The organism is Hwanghaeella sp., assembly GCF_965227365.1.
In the GTDB taxonomy this organism is placed as follows: domain Bacteria; phylum Pseudomonadota; class Alphaproteobacteria; order UBA8366; family Aestuariispiraceae; genus Hwanghaeella.
Map to the genome: position 1 here is coordinate 3,346,240 of NZ_OZ245754.1, position 24,515 is coordinate 3,370,754.

The following is a 24,515-nucleotide window of genomic DNA, read 5'->3' on the forward strand; positions in this document are numbered from 1 at the left end:
GCACGCCGCCGATGCGCCGATCAGTGCTCGCCGTACCGGACGATTTCCCCATGTTTCGTGCAGGACGGCTCCGATAGCCGGACGAACAGTTCGGCAACCTGGTCGGGCTGGGTGATTGTTTCCGGTTTCTCGCCCGGAAAGGCCTGCGCCCGCATTCCGGTAGCGACCGGCCCCGGGCTTAGAAGGTTCACCCGCAGGTTCGTCTTTCGGGTCTCCTCCGCATAGGTCTTCACCATCGCATCCAAGGCCGCCTTGGACGCCCCGTAGGCCGCCCAGAAGGGTTTCAGCCCCTGTGCCGCCCCCGAGGTTACGAAAACGGCTCGGCCCGCATCGCTCTGCCGCAGAACCGCGTCGCAGGCCCGGATCAGGCGCTGGTTGGCATGAACGTTGACCGTGAAGACCCTCTGCCATTCCTTGGGGTCCGCATGCGCCATCGGTGTCAGCTTGCCGAGCATGCCGGCATTCCCAATCAGGATGTCCAGCTTCTTGAACCGTTGATAGACCGACGCGCAGAGAACATCGATCTGATCCATCTGCATCAGGTCGACCGGTGCAAGCGTGATGGCATGGCCGTCCGCCTGAACGGCATCGTCCAACTCTTCCAATCCGCCCACCGTCCGCGCCGTCGCGATCACATGGGCGCCCTCAGCCGCAAAACGGCGCGCGACGGCGAAACCGATGCCGCGGCTTGCGCCGGTAACCAGCGCAACCCGTCCGGCCAAGCGCCCTTTGCCCGCGCCGGACTTTTCCGGCGCGGCACTCTTCGAATTTTCGGTCATCAGCTAGCGTCCCGCAGCAGGGAGAGTTGGCGTTGGACCCGTGAGACGTCCTCATGGTCCTTCAGGCGAATCGGGTATTCGCCGGAGAAACAGGCATCGCAATATTGCGGCATCTCATTGTTCCTGCCGTCCAGCCCCATGGCACGGTAGAGACCGTCCATGGTCAAGAAGTCCAGGCTGTCGCAGCCGATCAGATGGCGCATCTCCTCGATCGAGTGCTGTGCGGCCAGCAGTTTCGACCGTTCCGGCGTGTCGACGCCGTAGAAACAGGAATGCGTCGTCGGCGGACTGGCGATCCGCATATGCACTTCGGTGGCACCGGCGGCGCGCACCATCTCCACGATCTTGCGGGAGGTCGTGCCGCGCACGATCGAATCGTCGACCAAAACGACGCGTTTGCCTTCCAGCATCGCCCGGTTCGCGTTGTGCTTCAGCTTCACGCCCAGATGCCGGATCTCGTCCGTCGGTTCGATGAAGGTCCGCCCGACATAGTGGTTTCGGATGATCCCGTATTCAAAGGGGAAGCCCGACTCCTCCGCATAGCCGATGGCGCTCGGCACGCCGGAATCTGGGATCGGCACGACGATGTCGACCTCCACCGGGTTTTCGCGCGCCAGTTCCATGCCGATGCGCTTGCGGGCTTCATAGACCGAACTGCCCTCGATCACGCTGTCCGGACGGGAGAAGTAGATGAACTCGAAAATGCAAAGCTTCGACGGGGCAGCCTCGAAGGGGTAGTAGGAGTGCAGGCCCTGTTCGTCGATCACGACGACCTCACCCGGCGCGACGTCGCGCACCTTGTCCGCCCCGATGATATCCAGGCCGACGGTTTCCGACGCCAGGATGTAGGAAGAACCGAGCTTGCCAAGCACCAGGGGCCGGACGCCCATCGGGTCGCGCACCCCGATCAATTTTTTCCGCGTCAGGCAGACCAGGGAATAAGCCCCTTCCACCTGCCGCAAGGTCGAAATCAACCGATCGACGACCGAACCGGACATCGTCGCCATCAAATGCAGGATGACTTCCGTATCCGTCGTGGACTGAAAAATCGAACCGCGGCGGACGAGATCCTCGCGGACCGCGATCGCGTTGGTCAGGTTGCCGTTATGAGCGATGGCCAGGCCGCCGAATTCGAGGTCCCCGAAAAGCGGCTGAACATTGCGGCGCATCGTGTCCCCGGTCGTCGAGTACCGGTTATGGCCGATCGCGGAATTGCCGACCAATTGTTCCATCACCGAGGGATCGCCGAAGACGTCGCCGACATGTCCGTTCTCCCGATGAGCATGGAACTGATCGTCCCGCTGATCGTAGGTGACGATCCCCGTCCCTTCCTGACCGCGATGCTGCAGGGCATGCAGGCCCAATGCGGTATGCGCGGCGGCATCCGGCGTTCCGTAGATGCCGAAGATCGCGCATTCCTCGCGCAGCTTGTCGTCATCGAAAGGGTTGGTCGTGGTGCGCATGCGGCGGCACTCCCTATATCCGCGACGGTCCCGGCCCGGGTCCGAAGATCGATCCAACATGGAACGATCCAATGTGAAACTCCAAAAATGTAACACAGGGGCCCGGCTTCAGGGCCCGTTCATTCCGCCTCTTTTAGCAGAGAGTCAAGCTGTTGACGTTCCTTGTCCCCATAGGCGGGCGGCTGGGTACCGTCATCGTCCGACGCCCCGGCCGGTTTGGGGATTGCCAAATTCCGAAGAGCTTCCAGTTTTTTCTGCTCTTCCTCCCTTTGGCGGTCGGCGTCGACGATTTTCGCCCGAATGTCCTCCGGCAGAAGTTTCGTCACGAAATTGGCGCTCGCCTTCGCGACAGGCAGCGCGCGGCTTTCCTGGACCACGTCCGGAAGGTCCTGTTCTTCGATGAACCAATGCGTCGTTCCCAGATAGACCAGACTGAGGATCAACAGTCCGCGCCCTATGCCGAACACGAAACCCAAGGCCCGGTCGACCGATCCCGCGTGGCTTTCCTGAACCGAACTCGACACCATGCTGGCGAGTACGCTGAGGGCAACCAAAGAGACCACGCCGATCCCCAAGCCGGCCGCCACATTGGCGACGTCCTCATCGCGGATAAAATCGCTGAGATGGGGTGCCAGCAGCCCGTATCCGTAAAACCCGGCCGCAACGGCGCCGATCCAGGCGGCGATCGACAGCAATTCACGAATGAAACCGCGAAAATAGGCAAGCAGGCCCGACATGATCACCAAGGCGATCACGATGATGTCGATGATACCGATAGGCAGATTATCCATTCAGGTCCGACCTTGTGCCCTGCTAAACCTCGGCAATACGGGGCTGACCCGCCGCCCCTTTTCCAAAGAACGTTTCCAGCCCGTGCAGGTCGGAAATTTCCATCACCCGCAACGGTCCGGCATCCGTACGGCTTCGCCGCTTCGGCGTCAACGCGGCGGAAAAGCCGAGTTTCGCGGCTTCCTTCAAGCGGCCCTCGGTCTGGCTGACGGCCCGAACCTCGCCGCTCAGCCCGATTTCGCCGAAAACCACCATATCGGCCGGAATCGGTTCCCCCGTCAGGGAGGAGACCAGTGCGGCGGCGACCGCAAGATCCGCGGCCGGCTCGGAAATGCGCATGCCGCCGGCGACGTTCAAATAGACGTCATTCCCGCTCAACCGGTAACCGGCGCGTCCTTCGAGCACAGCCAGGACCATGGCAAGCCGCCCGGAATCCCAACCGACGACGGCGCGCCTGGGCGTTCCCAGCGGTGACGGCGCGACCAGGGCCTGAATCTCAACCAGCATCGGCCGCGTGCCTTCGATCCCGGCAAAGACGGCTGCCCCCGCGACATCCCTTTGCCGGTCGCTGAGGAACAGTTCGGACGGGTTGCCGACCTCCATCAGTCCTTCGCCGGTCATGTCGAATACGCCGATCTCATCGGTCGGCCCGAAGCGATTCTTGACGCCGCGCAGAATTCTGAACGGATGCCCGCGTTCGCCTTCGAAATACAGAACGGTATCGACCATGTGTTCCAGGACACGGGGACCCGCAATCGCCCCTTCCTTGGTGACATGGCCGACGATCAGCAAGGCCGTCCCGCGGCGCTTAGCGACCCGGATCAATTCCTGGGCACAGGCGCGAACCTGGCCGACCGTGCCCGGCGCGGAATCGAGGGAGTCGACATACATGGTCTGGATCGAATCCACGACGACCACTTTCGGTCCGTCGGCCGCATCCATCGCCGCGGCGATATCCCTGACATTGGACGCCGCGGCAAGTTCCACCGGCGCTTCGGCGACACCGAGACGTTCGGCCCGCATACGGATCTGATCAACCGCTTCCTCGCCCGAAACATAGGCGCATTTCGCCTTTTTCGAGAGGGCGGCGACCGCTTGCAGCAGAAGGGTCGATTTCCCGATCCCCGGGTCGCCCCCGATCAACGTGGCCGAGCCTTCCACGAGGCCGCCGCCGAGCACACGGTCGAATTCACCGATATCGGTGGACAATCGCGGGGCACGCTCGCTGGCGCCGGTTAAAGGCACGAAAGCGATGCGCCCGGCCCGGCTCTTTGCGGAATCCCCTCTGCCCGACGCCTTGCCGCCGACCGGGGGGGCGTCGGCGATCTCTTCGACCACGCTGTTCCATTCGCCACAGCCGTCGCACTGCCCGGCCCATCGAGCATGGACCGTTCCGCAGGACTGACAAACAAAGGTGGACTTGGATCGCGCCATGATCAGACCGGCAATTGCATCGTTCAGGCTTGAGGCCTGTCATAGGCGACGAGCGCCCCTAGATCAAATAGGCGTTCAAATGAGCGTCGACGGCCAATGGCAAGCGCAGCCAAGCTCTCCCGATTCAGGCACCGGCGCAAATCCGTATAAACTGGTGCGGCATTGCCGGCGCGGTCGTTCCTGCGAAACGGCCCCGAAAACAGAAAATTATTGTTTCCGTTCGTCGCCAAAGCGCTACTGGATAACTCGTGCGGCGGACACAATCTCTTCGGTCGAACGCTTATTCAAGGAGCAAAGACATGCATATCGCCAGACTGGTCCCCGGGATGGAGACCTCGGACGGCGCGGGCGTGCGCCTGACCCGGATGATCGGCACGCCGCAGGTCGATATGATCGACCCCTTCCTGATGCTGGATCGTTTCGACAACGAGGATCCGGGCGCTTATATCGGTGGGTTTCCCGAACATCCGCATCGCGGTTTCGAGACGGTAACCATCATGCTCGACGGCAAGATGCGGCACCGCGATTCTACCGGCGGCGAGGGTGTGATCGGGCCGGGCGATGTCCAGTGGATGACCGCCGGGCGGGGGATCATTCATTCGGAGATGCCGGAACAGATCGAAGGCCGGATGCGAGGCTTCCAGCTTTGGGTGAACCTGCCGGCTGCCGACAAGATGAAAGCGCCGGGATATCAGGACATCACCGTCGACACGATCCCAGTGGTCGAGGAAGACGGCGTCCGCGTCCACGTTGTCGCCGGATCCTATGGAGATGCGGCCGGTCCCGCCAAATCCCACACGCCGATCCGACTGTTGCGGATTGAAATGGAACCGAATGCGACCTGGTCGTTCAACCCGGAGGCAGGCCGGAACAGTTTCTTCTGCCTGTACGAGGGTTCGGTTTCGGGAAGCGACAACCTGGGCAGCGACAAGCAGGCACAGGCCCCGTCGCTGGCCGTCCTGGCCGGCACGGGCGAAACGCGGCTGGCCGCCGGGCCGGAAGGCGCCGCCCTGTTCCTGGGCGAAGGAACACCCATCGGTGAGCCGGTGGCGCGTTACGGTCCCTTTGTCATGAATTCACGGGACGAACTGATCCAGGCCTTCCAGGATTTCGAAAGCGGCCGTTTCGGAAACTGACACTGGTAAGTTGAATGAAATCCGTATTGTCGTGCAGGGCGGCGTCGTAAAGACTGATGGCATGAGCAATAAAAAATCATTGCTGGCCGTCATCCACGCGCCGTCACCGAACACACGCCGGTTGCGCGATGCGGTGGTCGCAGGGGCAAGCAACCCCGATATATCCGGGGTTGCATTGACCTGCCTTTCGCCCTTCGACGCATCGCCCGATCACGTCATGATCGCGGATGCGATCATTCTGGGAACGACCGAGAACCTGGGATACATGTCCGGCGCGCTGAAGGACTTTTTCGACCGCTGTTACTATCCGGTTTTGGAAGAGAAGCAGGGGATGCCCTACAGCCTGTTCATCCGTGCCGGGCACGACGGCACGGGAACCCGGCGGGGTGTGGAGACGATCGTCACCGGCCTTCGTTGGAAAGCGGTGATGGATCCGCTGATCTGCCGCGGCGACTGGAACGAGGATTTCGTTCCGCAATGCGAGGAATTGGGCCTGACGATGGCCGCCGGTCTGGAAGCCGGCGTATTCTAGCCGATCGTCAGGCGCTCACTTTGAAAGCCCGTTCGGAATACCGATACGCGGGTTCCTACGATCCGGCCTTGTCCGCGATCGCTTTCGCCAGCATGTCACGTTCCTTGCAGCCCGTGGGGCACAGGGCGTCGAGCTTGGCCAATTGTTCCTTCGCAAGGTCCATCTGGCCCTGCATCAGATAGAGCTCGCCCAGATATTCATTGGCGTCGATATGGTTCGGGTCGAGCGTCAGAGCCTGTTCGTACGCATTCCAGGCGAGATCGAATTTCTCTTCCCCCTGCATGCGGTAACTGAAGCCCAGCATGTTCCAGGCATCCGCGTTGTTCTTGTCCATCTTCAGCGCGTCCTTCAACTGGAACACGGCATAGCGATAATTCTTCTTCTGAATCGCCGACATGGCACGGCGGATGAAATCTTCCGGTTTATCGGGCGCATCGGCCCAGCTTTGGGCCGAACACAAGACACCGAGGGAAATGATCGACGCGGCAACTGTTCGAAAAAACGGCATGAAATTAGTCCTCCGACATGATTTTCCGGCCGGGGTTCCCGACACCCAGCCCGATCCGATTATCGATACGCCCCCAATACAAGTATCACCGTACCAAGCCTCGTTGATCCCAATCAAAGTTTTTTGCCGACAATGCGCGACAATTATCGCCTTTCGAAGCCTTCCTGCCTTGGATAGGCTTTCGGTCGAATCGAGGAACGCCTGTTAAGAAAAATCGGAACACGAAACAATGTCGACAACTTTGGAAAGCTTCGCCGCATCCTGCAAAAAGGCCCTGACGGATCACCCTGGAAAGCCAGGATGGGAGGCCGTTTGCGGACTGGTCCAGAAAGCCCTGGCGGATAAGGAATTCGTATCGACCTATATCCTTTCATCGACCGAAAAGCGAAAGATCGCCTATGAGGACCCGGATCTGGGTTTCTGCATCTGCATTCATTCCTACGGCTCGGCGGCAAAAGGCGCACCGCATGACCACGGCCCGACCTGGGCGATCTACGGACAGGCCGAAGGCGAAACGGAAATGACGGATTGGGAGATGATCGTTCCGCCGTCGAACGGCAAACCAGGCAAAGTGCGAAAGACCAAGAGCTATGTCATGAAGCCGGGCGACGCGCATTTGTACGAACCGGGCGACATCCATGCCCCTCTAAGGGAACATCCGACCAGACTGTTGCGGATTGAGGGCGAGAATACGGATAAAATCGACCGTACACCAATGGAACCCGCCTGACCCGCCGCAAAACAAAAACGCCGCGGACCCTGCCGCGGCGTTTTTCTTCAAACAACAATCCGGTCCTAGCCGCGCCCGATGAACGGCATCAGGTTCGCCATGATCGTCATGGTCTGGATCGAGGTGTCGAGCGGCAACGACGCCATATGAACGACCGCGTCACCGACATGGGCGACGTCCATCCGCGGTTCGACCTTGGTTGTTCCATCCGGCTGCGGCACGCCTTCGGTCATGCGTTCGGTCATCGGCGTCGCCGCGTTGCCGATATCGATCTGATTGCAGCAGATATTGTATCGGCGGCCGTCCAGCGCGGTCGTCTTGGTGATGCCGGTGACGCCGTGTTTCGTCGCGGTATAGGCGATCGAAAACGGTCGCGGCACATGTGCTGAGATAGAGCCGTTATTGATGATGCGCCCGCCTTGCGGGTCCTGATGCTTCATGATGCGGAAGGCTTCGCGCGTGCACAGGAAAACGCCGGTCAGGTTGACATCGACGACCGACTTCCACTGTTCGACGCTTAGCTCATCCATGTCGATGGCCGGCGCACCCATGCCGGCATTGTTGAAAGTGACGTCCAAACGGCCAAACGTTTGAACCGTCTTTTCAAACAAGGCGTGCACTGCATCGGCATCGGCAACATCGGTGGGGACGACGAGCGCCCGATCACCGGCGCCCGACATGGAGGCGGTTTCTTCCAGCGGTTCCGCTCGACGGCCAGCCAGGGCCACCGAGTATCCATCCTTCAACAGCGCCAGGGCCGCGGCACGGCCGACCCCCGTCCCCGCACCCGTGACCACCGCCACTTTGCCATTACCCGACATGCAAAATCCTCCCTGTTTTCCGCTGTCTGGCACCGCGGTTGGACCCGGATCGACCGGGACACGGCACCGTTCGGACTAGAATAGAATGACATTTCGCAGGGCTTCGCCCCGTTTTGTCGAGGCGAGCGCCTCGTTTATGCCATCTAGGGGATAGCGGTTCGTTATCAACTCGTCCAGTTTCAAGCGACCCTGCCGATAAAGGGAAATCAGGTTGGGGATATCCACACCGATCCGGCTGGTCCCCATTTTCGACCCCAATATCCGTTGATTGGCGGCGGCCACCGTACCCGGATCGATTTCCGCCATGACGCCGGTCGGCGGCATACCGACCAGCACGACCGCCCCGGCCCGCGCCGCCATCGGGAAGGCCTGCTGGAAGGCTGGTTTCGCCCCGACCGTCACGAAGACATAGTCGGCGCCCCGACCGTCGGTCAGCGCGCGCACCTTTTCCACCGCTTCGCCACCGGCCGCCTGGACCGCATGGGTCGCGCCGAACCGCAACGCCGTCTCCAGTTTGCTGTCGCTGATATCCAGCGCGATGATCGTTCGCGCACCGGCGATTACCGCCCCTTGAACCGTGTTGAGGCCGACCCCTCCTGCCCCGATCACCGCGACCGTCGACCCCGGCTCAACCCTGGCCGTGTTCACAACCGCCCCAAAACCGGTGATAACACCGCAGGCCAGCAAGGACGCCGCGTCGAAGGACATATCCCCCGGCATGCCGACGACCTGCGATTCGTGAACGGTCACGGCTTCCGCGAAGGCGCCTGTTTCCATACCCTGCACGACGCGCTCACCGGCTTTGCTCGTCAGCACCGGCGCGCTGTCCAGCGGCACATCCCCCTCGCAGGCGACAGGAATGCCTTCCATGCAGGAGATGCAATGGCCGCAGGATCGGATCAGGGTGACGACCACGGGTTGGCCCGGCTTTACCGCGGTGACACCGGCACCGACCGAGCGCACCACGCCGGCGGCCTCATGACCATAAACCGCGGGAAGGCTGCCGCCCCAGGCTCCGTCGATGAAAAAGATATCGCTGTGGCAGATCGCACAGGCCTTGATATCTACCGTGACTTCGCCCGGTCCAGCGGGAAGCAGATCGATTTCCTCAATGGCGAGGGGTTGCCCGAATTCGCGGCAAACGGCTGCCTTCATATTTGATGACTCCAATTTGTGCGCGTCATGCGCTGGTCGTAACTGAATGGTTTGGAATTGAGTTTCTACACCACGAATTTTGTTGCGGTGGGTGAAGAAGTTTCATCCCATGCGCGACAGAAATCACGCTACCAAGGCCGCAACCGAGACCGAAACCCAGGAAATCAAAATGAAAATCACTGACGCCAAGACCTTTGTTGTCGGCAATCCCCCGCCCCATTTCGGCGGCCGTTACTTTCTGTTCGTGAAGCTGGTCACGGATACCGGCATTGTCGGATATGGCGAGATCTATTGTGCGACCTTCGGGCCTCATACGGTGGCCAAAATGGCGCAGGACGTCATCGACAGGCATTTCATCGGCGCAGACCCATTCAAGATCGAAACTCTATGGCGCCGCACCTACGGCAGCGGCTACACGCTGCGGCCCGATGCCAGCCTGATCGGCGTGCTGAGCGGGATCGAAACTGCCTGTTGGGATATTATCGGCAAGGCGACCGACAAGCCCGTCTACGAATTGCTCGGCGGCAAAGTGCATGAACGCATCCGCTCCTACACGTATATCTATCCCCGGGAAGGCGACGCCGCCCATGTCTATTCCGATCCCGACGCAGCGGCGCAGCGGGCTGCCGAGTATGCCGCCCAGGGTTTTACCGCGGTGAAATTCGATCCGGCCGGCCCCTATACGGTCTTCGACCCGCGCCAACCATCGCTGGAGGCGCTGGAACGGTCGGAACTGTTCGTGAAGAAAATCCGCGAAGCCGTCGGCACGAAAGCCGACATGCTGTTCGGCACGCATGGGCAGTTCACCACCGCCGGCGCAATCCGCCTCGCCCGCAGGCTCGAAGCCTATGACCCCTTATGGTTCGAGGAACCCACCCCGCCGGAGGTGCCGGAGGAAATGGCCCGCGTCGCCCGTCAGACGACAATCCCGATCGCGACCGGGGAACGGCTGACCACCAAGTACGAATTCGCGCGCGTCCTGCAGCTTCAAGCTGCTTCGATCCTGCAAATGGCCCTTGGCCGTGTCGGCGGCATTCTGGAAGCGAAAAAAATCGCGGGAATGGCCGAGGCGCATTATGCGCAAATCGCCCCGCATCTTTATTGCGGCCCCATCGAAGGCGCGGCCAATGCGCAACTGGCCGCCTGTACGCCCAATTTCCTGATCCTGGAAGGCATCCAGACCTGGGGCGGCTTCCACGCGGAAATCCTTAAAAAACCGGTCCAATGGGAGGAAGGTTACGTCATTCCCTCCACCGAACCCGGCATCGGCGTCGAACTGAACGAGGACGTTGCCGAAGCCCATCCCTATACGGATACGCCCTTGCATTTGGAAATGGGTCAAAGTCCGGTCAATCCGGGCGAGGACATTTAGCAATTTTGCATGTACAACCTCGGGGCAGGCTGAATGATGCCTGTCCCCGATTGCAGTCCCGAACCGATGGAGACCCCCGCCATGTTCCGCTATATCGCCCCGATCCTGATCAGTGCGACGATCGTGACCACGCCCGCCGCGGCAACCGGCCTGTTCGACAAGGCCAAGAACCTGCTGCAGTCCGGCACCGGAAACAGCGGTTCCGGCGGGGCGAGTTCGCTGTTGAGCTCGGCGGAAGTGTCCGACGGGTTGAAGGAAGCGCTGCGCGTCGGGGCGGAGCATGTGACCGCGGATCTCGGCAGCACCGACGGGTTCTTCAAGGACCCGGTCGCCTTCATTCCCCTGCCCGACAGCCTGAAGAAGGCACGTGACCTGATGAAACCGCTGGGCCTTTCTTCCCTCGGTGACGAGGTGGAATTGCGCATGAACCGAGGGGCCGAGGCCGCGATGCCGGCCGCCAAGGAAGTCCTGGTCAATGCGATCAGCAACATGACGCTGGAAGATGCAAAAGGCATCCTGAACGGGCCGAACGACGCGGCCACGCAATATCTGCAGCGCGTCGGCGGCGCCGATATCGAAAGCCGGTTGCGGCCCATCATAGACAGCACCTTGAAGGATGTGGGCGCGTTTCAGGCGCTGGACGCCATGCTCGGCAAATACAAGAACATTCCCTTCGCACCGGACGTAACCGCATCCCTTACCGATCACGCGACCGAAGCGGCGATGGGCGGGCTGTTCCACTACATTGCACAGGAAGAGGCGGCGATCCGCGAGAACCCGGCCAAGCGCACTACGGACCTGCTGCAAAAGGTGTTTGCGCAATAGCGCTGGTTGGCCCGGAAAGGCGTTCGGCCTAGACTTCCCGCAAAGATACATCTCCGGGAGGAAAACCATGTCTATTCAGGCCATCGCGGATGTGAAGCGTCCGGCACAATATTCGGAAGCCGAGTGGGATGCGCGGGTGCAGTTGGCGTGCTGTTATCGGCTGATCGACCATTTCGGTTTGACCGACCTGGTCTATAACCACATCACCGTGCGGCTGCCGGACGACTCCCATGATTTCGGCAAGGAAATTTTCCTGATCAACGGGTTCGGCCTGCACTATTCGGAAATCACCGCGTCCAATCTGATCCGCGTCGACATGGACGGGGTGGCGCAGGACGAGTCGGATTATCCGGTGAACGGCCCCGGCTACGTAATCCATTCCGCGATCCACGGCGCGCGGCATGACGTGGTCTGCATCATCCACACCCACAGCCTGGCGGGCTGCGCGGTCTCGTCGATGAAGCAGGGGCTGATCCCCTTGGACCAGCAATCGATGATGTTCCACAACCGGATCACGTATCATGACCTGGAAGGTATCGCGACGAACCTGGACGAGCAGTCACGCTTGGTCGCGGATCTGGGTGAAAAGAACGCCATGATCCTGCGCAATCACGGTCTGCTGACCGTCGGCCGGTCGGTCGGCGAGGCCTTCCGTCGCCTGTATTACCTGGAGCGCGCCTGCAAGCTTCAGGTCCAGGCGATGCAGTCGGGTGCGGAACTGATCATTCCGTCCGACGAAGTTGCCGAACACACGGCCCACCAATGGGATCACGGCCTGGCTCAGCAGGGCACGATCGACCCAATCGAATGGCCCGCGCTGATGCGTCTGATGCAGCGCAAGGATCCCAGCTTCATGTCTTGATGGTGAACCCGCGACGGAAGGGCCGCTACTTGATCATGTAGGTCTTGCGCACCGTCTCATGAACGGTGCAGACGCCCTTCCAGTCCTTGGGAAAGAACGCGGCGGTGTCGGGGGAAACCTCAATGACATCGCCGTTTTCGTGTTCGTAGGTACAGCGCCCGGCCAGGAAATGGCAGAATTCGTCCCGGGTGACATGGCACTCCCATTTCCCAGGGGTACAGACCCAGACGCCGCATTCCCATTCGCCGTTCGGACCCTTGGATATCAGCCGCCCATAGGTGTGGGACTGGCCCTTGATCATGGTTTCGACCGGGCCCCAGTCGAGTAGATCATCCAGCGAGGACGGTCCGTGCAGGTGCGGCGCGGTCGCGGTCAGCGTCGACATGCTCAATCCCCCACGAAACCGGTCAGAAGATCGGCCGCCTTGTCCGGCCCGTTGCGCGCCTGCATATGGCCGGCTGTCGCCTTCAGGCGCGCCTCGATATCCGGATCCGTCAGGCAGGCTTCGATCTTCCCGATCAATTCCTCCTCCGTCCAATCATAGCGCGGCGACCGGAAACCATGGCCGGTTTCCTGCACCCGCATCGCGTTGTCGTGCCCGTCCCAGACATAGGGCATGATGATCGCCGGCTTGCCGAAATAGAGGCACTCAGTGAAGGAATTGTTGCCGCCATGGTGGATGACGAGATCCACTTGCGGAATGACTGAAGGCTGCGGGAACCAGGAGGCGATCCGAACGTTCGGCGGGATTTCCGAATAGACGTCGGCATAGTCACCGACATTGACCAGCGCGCGGTACCGCGAACGGCCCAGAACATCGATGATCCGCTTCAACAGTTCCGTATCGCCGGCCCCGAGGGATCCGAAGGATACATATAGCAAGGGCCCGTCCTGATTGGCATTGAAGGACGGAACTTCATAGGGTTCCTCCTTGCGCACGCATCCTTCCAAATACTGAAAGCGCGCGGGGTCCAGCGGCACCGACCGCTCGAATTTCACCGGCTCGGGATAGAGCAGCAGGTTCAGAAATGGCGATGCTTCGAAGAACTGCCCCAGGGGATAGGCTTCCTCGCCGCACTCCTTCAGGAACGCGTTGAAATCGTCATGGATCGGTTTGATCACCGTGTTGAAACGGTCGCGAAAAGCCTGGTGGCATGCCGTGTCCCCGGCGGCGCATCCTGACAGATGCGGCGGGATGCCTTCATCCTCGATCTCGTTCTCCGAACAGGAAATGATCCGTATCCAGGGTTTGCCGAACTGTTTGATGGCCGGGAACAGGATGACATTGTCCACGCAAATGACATCCGGTTGGATACTGTCCAAGACACCCGGCAGATCCTTTTGCGCCCATTTGGCGCTGTCGACGATCGCTTCCCAGCATTCCTTGACGTAGTTGTCGATCTGGTCGATCGGGCGTTTGCGGAAATTCGGGATATGACCGTTGATGAAATCCTCCCAGAACTTGGCCATCTGTTCGGGCGGCATCGGTTCCGACAGGTTCACGGGATAGGCGTCGAAACCATAGCCCTGGTAGACTTCCAGGAAGCCGGGATCGGAGAGGAAGACGGCCTTGTGCCCACGCGCTTCTATCGCCTGGGCGATGCCGACGGAATTGAGCGCCGGACCAAAGGCGGCCTCGGGGAAAAAGGCAAAAGTCTTCATGCGAATACAGCCTCATCCATGCGGTAGCGATCTTCAAACAGTGCCGTTCCAGGCCGGGGTTGCACCGGTCGATCGGGAAACGGCAAATCAAATCATCCGCTGGCGGCCGAGGCGAGCGCGACATTCGGCATGATGGTCCGTTCCGGCGGGAAGGAGACGCGCACGGTGGTTCCGGCGCCCGGCTTGCTCTTCACCACGACATCGCCGTCATGCAGCAGGGTCAATTTGCGCACCAGGGAGAGGCCCAGTCCCGTGCCTTCGTATTCCCGCGTCAGGGAGTCCTCGCCCCTGCTGAAGGGCTCGAACAGGCGCGGCAGTATTTTTTCGTCGATACCGACCCCGGTATCGACGACTTCCAGGACGACGCGGTCGGCGTCCAACCGCCACATCACGGTGATCGCACCGCCGGACGGGGTGAACTTCACCGAATTGGAAAGCAGGTTGATCAGAATCTGTTTCACCCGCCTTCCATCCGCATAGAGACGCAGACCGACCGGTTCGACCTTGGTCTCGATCGTCAAATTCGCCTTGGTGGCGCGGCCGCCGACCAGTTTCAGGCAGGTCGCGTTGATACCCTTCAGGTCCAGCTCATATTCTTCCAGTTCCATCGACCCGGCCTCGATCCGGGCGACGTCGAGGATGTCGTTGATCAGGTCCAGCAGATGCTGACCCGATGCGCAGATATCCTCGGCATATTCCTGATACCGGGAATCACTGTGGGCGCCGTAGACCTCCTGCGACAGAAGCGAGCCGAACCCGATGACCGCGTTCAGCGGCGTTCTCAATTCATGGCTCATATTCGCCAGGAATTCCGATTTGGCGCGGTTGGCGTATTCCGCCTCTTCCTTGGCGCGCCGCAGGCTTTCTTCAGCCTGTTTCAGTTTGGTCACGTCGACGGTCGAACCCTTCACGCAAACCACTTCACCGGCGGCGTTCAATTCCGGTTCCGCGTGCTGATGCAGCCATCGCCGCCCGCCGTCCGGCGTCTGGAACCGGTGGACCAGATCGAAAGCCAGACCTCGGCGCAGGCAGTGATCCAACGCGATTTCGACGCTGATCCTGTCCTCTTCATGGACACGGGCGAGAAACTGGTCGACGGTGATTTCCTGTCCCGGCAAATCGCCGAAAAGGGTAACGTCCGATTCCTGCCATTCCATGATGGCGGTGCCCGGATAGGCGACCCAACTGCCGACCCCGGCCATGCGATGAGCCTCGGACAGCCGCCGCTTGCTTTCCCGCAATTGCACTTCAGCGCGCTTGCGGTCCTCGATCTCGGTCAGGATCCCGGCGAAGCGTACAGGTTTGCCGTCGTCGCCCACCATGCTTTGCCCGCGGGCGTGGAACCACCGATAGCCATGGCGCGCGGTCAGAAGCCGCAATTCGGCGTTGTAAGGCTGGGTCGGGTCCTCGAAATGCGCTTTCAAGCCGGCCTGATATTCGTCGCGCTGTTCCTCATGAACCAGATGCAACAGGAAACGCCGCGCCAGTTTGTCGAATTTCGGCCGATCGAATTCCAGCATTTCACTGAACCGTGGCGAGAAATAGACGGAGTCGTTGGCCAGATCCCAATCCCAGACACCGGCCTGGCTGACGGCCAGATCATATCGGCGCTGGTTGATCTGAAGCCTTTGCTGCGCCCGCATGCGGACGTACTCGGCGCCGACCCGCTGGCTGACCAACCGGAAGAAGGCTTCGTCGTCGGGCGAATCCTGGGTTGCTTCCTTACTGATGGCGAAGACATGGCCGAGCGCCTTGCCGTTCTCGTCGTAGAAGACCTGACCGCGATAGCTTCGCGCGCCTAGCTCCTGAATGCAGACATCCTTCGGATAGGTCTGGGCCAGACTGTCCGCGATGAAGCCATAGGACTGTTCCGGCGGCAGGCGATACAATTCCGCGCAGGGTGTCTCGTCGATTGTATAGGATTTGCCGAGCGTCACGCCGGATGGGCTGTGCTGTGCAAGCAGAACGATTTCACTGCCGTCCCTGGACACCAAGCCGATGCCGACCAATTCACAACCGAAGCCGATGCATACCGCTTCGGCCGCTGTCGTGAAAAAGTCGGTTCCCGAATGAGAACCGGCCAATAGGGCCAGCGCTTGTTCCCTATTACCCATTCCGTACGAAGCCCCAACAGTCGGAGACTGTCCCTCAAGATAAATACAAACGCCAATCGAAGCATTCTTCGATGCTTTCTTGTGCTTGACGCTTGCAACGACGATCCGATCCAACTTGGATGGGCCATCGACCTAAGCGCGTTCACGAAATTCCTCCCCCCATGTCGGAATCCCGAACGCGCCATACGATACACTAACAATCGGCACGAACGATAGGGCCCAAAGGCCAAAACACCAAGACAATAATCACCAAATAACAGTCGGAATTGATCACGATGCCCACCAATGAGGACAATATACATCCTGAGATACCGCCCCTGAATGCCATGCTTTGTCCAGTAACGGCATTTCAGCAGAACTGCACATTACTTTGGTGCACCAAGACGAAGAAGGCAGCATTCATCGATCCGGGCGGCGAAGTCGACAAATTATTGGCCGCGGCAGAAGCCCAGGGCGTCACCTTGGAGAAAATTCTGATCACCCATGGTCATATCGATCATGCCGGCGGCGCCGCCGAACTGTCGGAACGGGCCGGCATTCCGATCGAAGGCCCACACCTTGAAGATGCATTCTGGATCGACGCGATCGAGAAGGACGGCCCGCAATGGGGCATGCCGGACGCACGCTGTTTTGCGCCCGATCGCTGGTTGAACGATGGCGAGACCGTGACGGTCGGCGAACTGAGCTTCGATGTCCTGCATTGTCCCGGCCACACGCCCGGGCATGTGGTTTTCTACAATGCCGCGGTTTCTCTCGCTTCCGTCGGGGATGTCCTCTTCCAGGGTTCCATCGGAAGAACCGACTTCCCGCGCGGCGACCATGCCGCCCTGATCAATTCGATTACGACGAAACTGTGGCCGCTGGGCGACGACGTCACGTTCATTCCCGGACATGGCCCGGCCAGCACGTTCGGCCATGAAAGGCGGACCAATCAATTCGTCGCAGACCGGGTACTGGCGCGATAAAAAAGCCGGGCGCCGCAACAGCGGCGCCCGGCCTTGAATAGCTCTCTGTCGATTGCTCGACAGGCTTATTCCGCGGACTTCAAATAGGCGATGACATTGGCGCGGTCTTCCGGCTTACGCAGGCCCGGAAACGCCATCTTCGTCCCTTTGACAAGGTTCTTGGGTTTCTCGAGGAACGCATCCAAGGTCGCGTCGTCCCAGGTCTTGCCGTCGGCAAATTCCTTCAACGCTTTGGAATATTTCGTATAACCGTCCGCCGTGGCGACCCCGCGACCGACGACGCCGTACAATGACGGCCCAACGCCATGCTTGCCTTCATCCAGCTTGTGGCACGCGCGGCATTTCGCAAAGACCTTCTTGCCGGCGGCCGCATCGCCGTCCGCCATTGCAGGGGTGCCCATACCGACTGCCATCAGCGCACCAAGCCCCGCATAAACCGCATTCCGTACTTTCATGACATATTCCCTATTGTTTCCAACCCGGTTTGCATAACTGCATACGCGTATATTTAGCGCGCGGATCCCCTGATTAACAGGCTTGGCCCTGCGACCAAATACCTACCTTAGTGCACGCGGCTTATCGAACGCGGTATTCGTCGGGAAGGAAGAACATCTGGTCCAGTTCGTTGACGGCTTCATGGCAGGCGATACAAAATTCGACCTTCTTGCCGTTCTCGCCGCCGGTCGCGCCCATCGTCTTTCCATTCGGCAGTATCAGGACGTATTGCCAGTCACGGCTCTTCTCGTTGAAACCCGCCTCTTTCTTGACCATCGTGAACAGGGGCCCGAGTTTCACCTCGCCGCGTTTGTTCACACCGAAGCTGTCCTTGGCCAGGATCGAGCCCACGGGCATCGAACCGAACTCTTCGAATCTGCCATAGGCTGCGCCGGTTTCATTCGCGAAATTGTTCACGAAACGGCCGCCATGCGTCCCCGAAACATAGGCACCGGTATTGTACCGCTTCCAGGACTGATATGACGCGGCGCCCTCCTCCGCGGATTTCTCGAATGCCGTCGCCGCTTTCGCCTTGATGCACTGATAGGCGGCCTCCGCCTCCGCGTCGCTGACGTCTTCATGCCAGCCCTTGACCTTCGGCTTTCCCGCCGCTTCCCACTCATCGCGGATACGGTCTACGAAGCACTTGCCGTCGGCGGCGGCCAATTGCGTGAAGAAGGAAGCCCTCAACTCCCCTTGCACATCGGTGTCCGTGGCATGCGCAGAAGCTGCGAAGCCGACCGACACCATTGCGGCGATTGCGAAAATTTTGGCTGTCATGGTTCTTGTTACTCCCGGATCTTTTTTGAGTTCCGGCTTGGCGTCCCCTTGCCCTCCGGCCAAGCTTCGATGATCCAGGCGTAACATGCGAGATGAAGGTGTGACTTATCATTTACGGTCACATGACCGTAAGAGCGCCGTTACCGGCCGCGGTGCAAAACCGCGAATTCCGCTATTTGTGATCGAGGGTCCAGACGCCGTCCCACTCCGCCGGCGGCGGGTCCTGTCTGAGGTGGCGAAGGCGGTCCATGAACATGGCGGAAACACCGTCGTCCGGCCAAAGGGACAGACACTGGTCGAAAGCCGTCTCGGCGGCATCGAAATCCCGGTCCCGATAGGCTGCCAATCCTTTTTCAAAGGTCTCGACAACCGACAGCATCGTCGCCCGTTTCTGCGGCTGCTCATCCAACCAGGCATGGGCGGTCAGGGGCTGGAAAATGCGAACGGGCATTTTTCGCCCCTTCACGCGCAGGGAGTCGATTTCCCGGAAAAGCACGCCCTCGGTTCGCCGCCAGGTCTCCTCGTCTACCAGGAAGTTCAGGCCATAGGTCTTGCACGCCCCTTCGAGGCGCGAGGCCAGATTCACGATATCGCCCATGACGGTGTAATTCCGGTGGGCTCTGGAACCCACCGTCCCGACCACGGCCTGGCCGGTGGCGATACCAATCCGCATGTCGATATCCAGGCTGTCCAACCGAACGCCCAAAATCTCCGGCACCTGTTCGCGAAACTCGTGGATCAACCTGCGTTGCATCAAACCGGCCTGAACCGCCTTTGTCGCCTGGGTCTGTTCCTCCACGAAGGGCTCGCCCCAATAGGCCATGATCGCATCGCCGATGAATTTATCGATGACCCCGTCGCCTTCCCGGATGGGTTCCGCCATGGTCGAGAAATACTCGTTCAGCAGCCGCACGAGCACGTCCGGCGTCAGCATTTCCGAAAGACTGGTAAAGCCGGCAAGGTCGGTGAAGAAGACGGTCATGTTCCGGCGGTCACCGCCGGGGCGCGTCATCGCCGGGTTGCCGATCAAGCCCTGCACCACACGTGCATCGACATATTTGCCGAATGTTTCCGTGATCCGGTTCTTCGCCCGCAATCCCGCTACCATCTCGTTGAAACCGGTTGCCAGCCAGGCCAGTTCGTCCCTGGTGCTGGCCTTCACCTCGATGTCGAGATTGCCGGTCTGAACGTCATGCATCCGATCCACGAGGTCATGGACCGGCCGGACGATGCGCCGGGAAATCACCCATGCCAGGATAAGTCCCAGCACCGCCGCCGCCGCGGTGAGGATGCCGATCAACCAGTTCAACACATTTTGAAGACGGAGCACCTTCTCCAGCGATTTTTTCACATAGGCCTGAATTTCGGCGCGGATCAGTTCCAGGGTATAGTAGATCTCGCGCTCTTCACGGGCCAAGATATCGTTGTAGGCGCGCGACAGGTTCATATCGCCCTGGCGCATGCTCTCCGTCATCTTCTCCATGGCATCGTTATAGGCTTCGTGGTTGCGGTCGACCGCCTCGAGCCTCGCCATGATCGTCGCGACCACAACCTTGGAACCGCTATCGAGAACATTTTCCTGATGTTCGTTCAGCAGGGCGCGGACATGCAGGATCTCATCTTCGATCTCTGCGTGCAGGGCCACAGTCTCCTTGGCCACCGCCTCGGCCATCTCCGGATCCAGCCTGTTCTCGACAATATCCATGCGGAGCCGTTCGACCAGAACCTCCGCTTCGAGGACGGCGGTTTCGATATCCGCGATATCGTCCGCCAGGGGTTGAAAGACGAGGGCCTCGACCTGCAATTCGTGGCGGATCTGTCCGACCATCACAATGGAGGCCGCGGAAACCATGATCATCAGGACAACCAGAACGAACGATGCGCCGAATATCTTCATGCCCAACGACATGCCGGGAACACGGGTCGGGCGCTGCCAATGCTTATCGTCTTCCTGTGAAGCGGTTGGTAACTCGGCCACGCTGTCGTCCCCCGACCCTTTTGGCGTCATCAACGGTGGGCCGAGAATGGACCCGATCTGATAAATCGATCAAGGATGGAACTCAGACCCCGGTCAGTGCAGTCGCGGCGATTTCAGAAAGTCGTTCCGATCCGCCGAGGGAACCTTGACCGTCACGCGCGCGCCGTCCCGGACCAACGTCAGCGGCACCGTCACACCGGCATCGCCGAGCGACCAGATCGTCCGGAACATGTCCGCCAAATCACCCACCGGCGAGCCGGCAACTTCCAGCACCACGTCGCCTGTCGCCACCCCGGCCCTTTCCGCCGGGCCTTTCGGGGCGATGCCCGCGACGATCAGATGATTTTCCGCTTCCGCCGTGTAGAAGCCGAGCCATGGCCGTGATTGAATACTGACCCTGCCTTCATCGGTGATTTCCTGCAGCAGCGGCTTGGCCAGATCGATGGGCACGATCATGTTTCCCTCCGACGGCATGCCGTGTCCGCGTGCATCGCCGACATAGAGGGAGCCGATCCCGACCAATTCTCCCTTTTCGTTCAGCATCGCACCGCCGCCCCAGAACGGGTGGACGGGCGTCGTGAAAAAGGCTTCATCCAGGACGTATTCCCAGTATCCAGCGAATTCACGTTTGGAGACGACCTGTGCAGCCAGCGCGTGTTCGATGCCGCCGGCGCTCGCGAAGACGACACGGTCTCCCACATGAACGGCGGACGAATTGCCCAGCGGCAATGGAAGATAGGGAAGCTTGCCGAGCGCCTGAACAAGACCGAACCCCGTGGTGAAGTCATAGGCAAGGGGATGCCCTTCCACCGCCGCGCCGTCCTGCCCGACGATCCAAAGGCTTTCCGCCTCGGCAACGAGATAGCCGATCGTCAGCAGCAGCCCCTTGTCGTTGACCAAGACTGCCGTTCCGGCCCGTTCCGTTCCAAGTGCGTGCGCCGTGAAGGCATCCTCAGGGACCTCCGACCTGAGCGTGAACAAAGACGACAATGCCGCCCTTAGATCATAATCCAGATTTTCCGGACGGGGCTGGTTGTCCTCCACGATCGACCATTCCTGTTGATCTGCCATTCTGACGTGCCTTTCCCGGACCTCTTCGGTTCCCGTTTGAACGACATTCTGGCACGACCGGAGCCTAAAACGCCATGGCGTATCGGGCGAAAGTGTCACTGCATCGGGGCGCCGCCCTCTTCCTTTCGCTTCGCCACGAAAGCGTGGAGCTCGTCCGCCACCGCCGGATCCAACGGCGGCGCCTGGAAATCGGCCAGAACTTTCTTGTAGATCTGGTGCGCGCGGGTTGTTGCATCAAGCGCCCCCGCTTCCTCCCAGGTCTCGTAGTTCCTCCAATCGGACAGGATCGGCGCGTAGAAGGCGTTTTCGTAACGTTCCAAGGTATGCTGAGCGGCGAAAAAATGTCCGCCCGGCCCCACCTCGCGGATCGCGTCAAGACCCAGCGTCGCGTCGTCGATCACAAGCGGCTCCATGAACTGTGCCATCATCTGCATGATTTCCACGTCGATGATGAATTTCTCGAATGATGCACTGAGGCCGCCTTCCAGCCACCCCAATCCATGCATCACGATATTGGTGTGGCCCATTACGACGGCCCAGGCGGAGTTCACCGATTCATAGGTAGCCTGCGCATCGGGCGCATTCGATGCATTCACATTCGAGGCCCGGAACGGGAACTTGTAACGGCGCGCCAACTGCGCCCCCAACAGGGTCGCTTTGGCATATTCCGGGGTGCCGAAAGCCGGGGACCCGGTTTTCATATCGACATTGGACGTGAACCCGCCATAAACCGCGGGCGCGCCGGGATTGACGATTTGCAGGAAGGCGATGCCGGCCAGGGCCTCGGCATTCTGCTGCACGACCGCGCCGGGCACCGTCACCGGGGCCATTGCTCCGGCAAGCGTGAACGGGGTCACGCAAACGGGCTGATTGCGCTTCGCCATCTCGATCATTCCCCACAGCATCGGCATGTCCAATTGCAACGGGGAATTGGTGTTGACGATGGTCCAGATGCTGGGTTCCCGGAGCAACTGTTCCTCGCTGATACCGCGGCCGATCCGCGCCATCTCGATCACGTCCAGAATTCGGTCCCGGCCCAGCGAATAGCCGAAAACGGCCTTGTCGGTCAGTTCCAGCATCATCTGCATGGCGTCCAGATGCCGAACCGGCACGGCGATATCCGTCGGCTCCACCGGGTAGCCGCCCGACATGTGGCAGATGTTGAAATACTGACTGAGGCGCAGGAAGTTCGCAAAATCCGTGCTGTTCCCCGGCCGGCGCCCGCCTTCCATGTCGATGGCGTTGGGCGGGCTGGCGATACAGGTCACGTTGACTGAATTGCCGCCGATTTCACGGGCCCTGTCGGGATTCCGCGCGTGCAGGGTGAAGGCTGGTGGGACGGTGGCGATCGCCTGTTCGATCAACCCGCGGTCGAACCTCACCCGGTCGCTGTTCGGATCGACATCGGCACCGGCCTCCTTCAGGATTTCCTTAGCCTCGGGCAGCAGGAAGTTCATCCCGATTTCTTCCAGCACCTGCAGCGACGCCAGATGGACCGCTTCCAATTGGTCGGCCGACACGACCTCGATCGGCGCGTAGGGATTCCGGTAGGTCGAAAACGGTACCTGTTTCAGGCTACCGGCCGGTGCCGTCCGTTCCCGTGCCCTTGCCTTGCCTTCCGCCCGCGGACGCCGTGCCATACGCGCTCTCCCTTTATCCGGCCCTGGGCCGGTCACCATCGAATGTCGGGGAAACCGGTTTCCGCAAGGGGACGGGTCCCGCGACGGTCCGGCGGCCTTACCGGAACACGGCTAGGCCCGGCCCGGCAATTCGAAAATAGATGCATCTGGGGCGAAAATTATTTGGCCGGAAAGCGACAGAAACTATCACGCCTGCTCGGGGAATAGAGCCTTCAGCCCCTCCCTCGTGGCTGGAGCAACCCCGCGTTCCGTGATCAATCCCGACACCATCCTGGCCGGCGTCACGTCAAAGGCATAGTTCGCGGCGCGGGTGGAAAGTGGCGGCAGTGTTACAGTCTGCACGCTACCGTCTTCGGCAAGGCCGCGGATCCGGGTGACTTCTTCGCCCGCCCGCTCCTCAATCGGGATTTCCTTCACGCCGTCCTCGACCGTCCAATCGATCGTCGTCGACGGCAGGGCGACATAGAACGGTACGCCGTTGTCCTGCGCCGCAAGCGCTTTCAGATAGGTGCCGATCTTGTTGCACACATCGCCCGTCGCCGTGGTCCTGTCGGTTCCAACGATGCAAAGGTCCACCATGCCATGTTGCATCAAATGACCGCCTGCGTTGTCGACAATCAGGGAGTGATCGATCCCTGATCGACCCAATTCCCAAGCGGTAAGGGCCGCGCCCTGATTGCGCGGGCGGGTTTCATCGACCCACACATGAATGGGAATTCCGTCTGCCTTCGCCAGATAAATCGGCGCGGTGGCCGTTCCCAAGCCGCACGTGGCCAGCGCACCGGCATTGCAATGGGTCAGGACATTGACCGGACCCGTACCGCCCTTTTTCCGATGGATTTCGCGGATCAGCGCCAAACCGTGTTGCCCGATGCCGAGACAGATCGCTTCGTCCTCGCGAACGACGGCCGCCGCCCTCTCATACGCGGTTGCCTCACGGCTCTCTTCCGGACAGTCCTTCAGGATGGCCATCATGTCGTCCAGCGCCCAGCGCAGGTTGACCGCCGTCGGCCGCGTTTCCAGCAACCGATCATAGGCGTCCTGCAAATTCGCGTCGCTTGGATCCTGCCGCATTGCCAACGCCATGCCGTAGGATGCCGTCGCCCCGATCAGGGGAGCGCCGCGGACGAGCATGTCGCGGATCGCGACGGCCGCCTCGGCCATGCCGGTAAGGCGAACCGACGTGAATTCGTGCGGCAGCAGGGTTTGATCCAGTATCTCGACGGACCATCCATCCTGCGCGAGACGGATCGTCGAAAACCCCATGTCCAGTTGCGTCGGTGCTGTAGTCATTTCCCACTCCCGATAGAGACGATCCGGCCAAACCCTACAGGCTTCGGACCGACCGGGGTGCGCTGTTTTGTTGCGCCCACAACAGTCTTGCCTCTTCTGCCTGTTTCGGTG

The 24,515-nt window shown here is 60.5% G+C and carries 23 protein-coding genes; 7 read left to right on the top strand and 16 right to left on the bottom strand.

The window, feature by feature from the left end; genetic code table 11:
* Window positions 1-20: 20 nt before the first annotated feature.
* From ACQK2G_RS15440 to radA, 4 genes are all read right to left on the bottom strand, one after another.
* The gene (locus ACQK2G_RS15440; RefSeq protein ID WP_425405930.1) at window positions 21-779 is read right to left on the bottom strand and encodes an SDR family NAD(P)-dependent oxidoreductase; all 759 of its coding nucleotides are present in this window, start codon (window positions 777-779) and stop codon (window positions 21-23) included.
* Complete coding sequence (purF, locus tag ACQK2G_RS15445) at window positions 779-2,242, bottom strand: amidophosphoribosyltransferase (RefSeq protein ID WP_425405931.1); 1,464 nt, start codon at window positions 2,240-2,242, stop codon at window positions 779-781. Before purF ends, ACQK2G_RS15440 begins: the two co-directional genes overlap by 1 nt.
* Window positions 2,243-2,361: 119 nt before the next feature.
* Window positions 2,362-3,033, bottom strand: coding sequence for a CvpA family protein (locus tag ACQK2G_RS15450; RefSeq protein WP_425405932.1), 672 nt, complete (start codon window positions 3,031-3,033; stop codon window positions 2,362-2,364).
* Between the two features lie 22 nt (window positions 3,034-3,055).
* On the bottom strand, window positions 3,056-4,465 hold the full coding sequence (radA, locus tag ACQK2G_RS15455; protein ID WP_425405933.1) for a DNA repair protein RadA: 1,410 nt from the start codon (window positions 4,463-4,465) through the stop codon (window positions 3,056-3,058).
* Window positions 4,466-4,764: 299 nt separating this feature from the next.
* Between radA and ACQK2G_RS15460 the strand changes: the two genes are divergently transcribed.
* Both ACQK2G_RS15460 and ACQK2G_RS15465 read left to right on the top strand, forming a co-directional pair.
* Window positions 4,765-5,601 (top strand): pirin family protein, encoded by an 837-nt coding sequence (locus ACQK2G_RS15460; RefSeq protein ID WP_425405934.1) that lies wholly within the window; start codon window positions 4,765-4,767, stop codon window positions 5,599-5,601.
* A 61-nt stretch (window positions 5,602-5,662) separates the two neighbouring features.
* Window positions 5,663-6,133: a flavodoxin family protein gene (locus ACQK2G_RS15465; protein ID WP_425405935.1), complete on the top strand. Its 471-nt coding sequence runs from the start codon at window positions 5,663-5,665 to the stop codon at window positions 6,131-6,133.
* Between the two features lie 55 nt (window positions 6,134-6,188).
* On the opposite strand, the gene ACQK2G_RS15470 is transcribed toward ACQK2G_RS15465, so the two are convergent.
* Entirely contained in the window at window positions 6,189-6,641 is a 453-nt protein-coding gene (locus ACQK2G_RS15470) for a tetratricopeptide repeat protein (RefSeq protein ID WP_425405936.1), read from the bottom strand.
* 229 nt (window positions 6,642-6,870) lie between these two features.
* Here ACQK2G_RS15470 and ACQK2G_RS15475 point away from each other — a divergent pair, with 229 nt between their 5' ends.
* On the top strand, window positions 6,871-7,371 hold the full coding sequence (locus tag ACQK2G_RS15475; protein ID WP_425405937.1) for a hypothetical protein: 501 nt from the start codon (window positions 6,871-6,873) through the stop codon (window positions 7,369-7,371).
* Window positions 7,372-7,436: 65 nt separating this feature from the next.
* Here ACQK2G_RS15475 and ACQK2G_RS15480 read toward each other — a convergent pair whose 3' ends face one another.
* Together ACQK2G_RS15480 and ACQK2G_RS15485 are read right to left on the bottom strand one after the other, a co-directional pair.
* Window positions 7,437-8,192: an SDR family oxidoreductase gene (locus tag ACQK2G_RS15480; protein ID WP_425405938.1), complete on the bottom strand. Its 756-nt coding sequence runs from the start codon at window positions 8,190-8,192 to the stop codon at window positions 7,437-7,439.
* Window positions 8,193-8,267: 75 nt separating this feature from the next.
* Window positions 8,268-9,347, bottom strand: a complete 1,080-nt coding sequence (locus tag ACQK2G_RS15485; protein ID WP_425405939.1) for a Zn-dependent alcohol dehydrogenase — start codon at window positions 9,345-9,347, stop codon at window positions 8,268-8,270.
* Between the two features lie 169 nt (window positions 9,348-9,516).
* Between ACQK2G_RS15485 and ACQK2G_RS15490 the strand changes: the two genes are divergently transcribed.
* From ACQK2G_RS15490 to ACQK2G_RS15500, 3 genes are all read left to right on the top strand, one after another.
* Window positions 9,517-10,719 carry a mandelate racemase/muconate lactonizing enzyme family protein gene (locus ACQK2G_RS15490; protein ID WP_425405940.1) on the top strand — a complete coding sequence of 401 codons (1,203 nt, stop codon included), beginning with the start codon at window positions 9,517-9,519 and terminating at the stop codon, window positions 10,717-10,719.
* 33 nt (window positions 10,720-10,752) lie between these two features.
* Window positions 10,753-11,544 (top strand): DUF4197 domain-containing protein, encoded by a 792-nt coding sequence (locus ACQK2G_RS15495; protein WP_425405941.1) that lies wholly within the window; start codon window positions 10,753-10,755, stop codon window positions 11,542-11,544.
* Window positions 11,545-11,611: 67 nt separating this feature from the next.
* Entirely contained in the window at window positions 11,612-12,406 is a 795-nt protein-coding gene (locus ACQK2G_RS15500; RefSeq protein ID WP_425405942.1) for a class II aldolase/adducin family protein, read from the top strand.
* 25 nt (window positions 12,407-12,431) lie between these two features.
* Here ACQK2G_RS15500 and ACQK2G_RS15505 read toward each other — a convergent pair whose 3' ends face one another.
* The 3 genes from ACQK2G_RS15505 to ACQK2G_RS15515 all read right to left on the bottom strand — a co-directional run bounded on the left by ACQK2G_RS15505 (window position 12,432) and on the right by ACQK2G_RS15515 (window position 16,182).
* Window positions 12,432-12,791 (bottom strand): cupin domain-containing protein, encoded by a 360-nt coding sequence (locus ACQK2G_RS15505; protein WP_425405943.1) that lies wholly within the window; start codon window positions 12,789-12,791, stop codon window positions 12,432-12,434.
* 2 nt (window positions 12,792-12,793) lie between these two features.
* Window positions 12,794-14,068 (bottom strand): nucleotide disphospho-sugar-binding domain-containing protein, encoded by a 1,275-nt coding sequence (locus tag ACQK2G_RS15510; RefSeq protein WP_425405944.1) that lies wholly within the window; start codon window positions 14,066-14,068, stop codon window positions 12,794-12,796.
* A gap of 92 nt (window positions 14,069-14,160) precedes the next feature.
* Window positions 14,161-16,182, bottom strand: a complete 2,022-nt coding sequence (locus ACQK2G_RS15515; protein WP_425405945.1) for a PAS domain-containing sensor histidine kinase — start codon at window positions 16,180-16,182, stop codon at window positions 14,161-14,163.
* A 275-nt stretch (window positions 16,183-16,457) separates the two neighbouring features.
* On the opposite strand from ACQK2G_RS15515, the gene ACQK2G_RS15520 reads away from it, so the two are divergent.
* Window positions 16,458-17,147 carry an MBL fold metallo-hydrolase gene (locus ACQK2G_RS15520; RefSeq protein WP_425405946.1) on the top strand — a complete coding sequence of 230 codons (690 nt, stop codon included), beginning with the start codon at window positions 16,458-16,460 and terminating at the stop codon, window positions 17,145-17,147.
* Window positions 17,148-17,212: 65 nt separating this feature from the next.
* Here the strand turns inward: ACQK2G_RS15520 and ACQK2G_RS15525 are convergent, their stop codons facing one another.
* The 6 genes from ACQK2G_RS15525 to mtnA all read right to left on the bottom strand — a co-directional run bounded on the left by ACQK2G_RS15525 (window position 17,213) and on the right by mtnA (window position 24,377).
* Window positions 17,213-17,602, bottom strand: coding sequence for a c-type cytochrome (locus tag ACQK2G_RS15525; RefSeq protein ID WP_425405947.1), 390 nt, complete (start codon window positions 17,600-17,602; stop codon window positions 17,213-17,215).
* Between the two features lie 121 nt (window positions 17,603-17,723).
* Window positions 17,724-18,422 carry a cytochrome P460 family protein gene (locus ACQK2G_RS15530; protein WP_425405948.1) on the bottom strand — a complete coding sequence of 233 codons (699 nt, stop codon included), beginning with the start codon at window positions 18,420-18,422 and terminating at the stop codon, window positions 17,724-17,726.
* Between the two features lie 172 nt (window positions 18,423-18,594).
* Window positions 18,595-20,400: an adenylate/guanylate cyclase domain-containing protein gene (locus ACQK2G_RS15535; protein ID WP_425405949.1), complete on the bottom strand. Its 1,806-nt coding sequence runs from the start codon at window positions 20,398-20,400 to the stop codon at window positions 18,595-18,597.
* A gap of 93 nt (window positions 20,401-20,493) precedes the next feature.
* Window positions 20,494-21,471 (bottom strand): S1C family serine protease, encoded by a 978-nt coding sequence (locus ACQK2G_RS15540; protein ID WP_425405950.1) that lies wholly within the window; start codon window positions 21,469-21,471, stop codon window positions 20,494-20,496.
* A 95-nt stretch (window positions 21,472-21,566) separates the two neighbouring features.
* Window positions 21,567-23,111, bottom strand: a complete 1,545-nt coding sequence (locus ACQK2G_RS15545; protein ID WP_425405951.1) for a trimethylamine methyltransferase family protein — start codon at window positions 23,109-23,111, stop codon at window positions 21,567-21,569.
* 186 nt (window positions 23,112-23,297) lie between these two features.
* Window positions 23,298-24,377, bottom strand: coding sequence for an S-methyl-5-thioribose-1-phosphate isomerase (gene mtnA, locus ACQK2G_RS15550; protein WP_425407650.1), 1,080 nt, complete (start codon window positions 24,375-24,377; stop codon window positions 23,298-23,300).
* Window positions 24,378-24,515 lie beyond the last annotated feature (138 nt).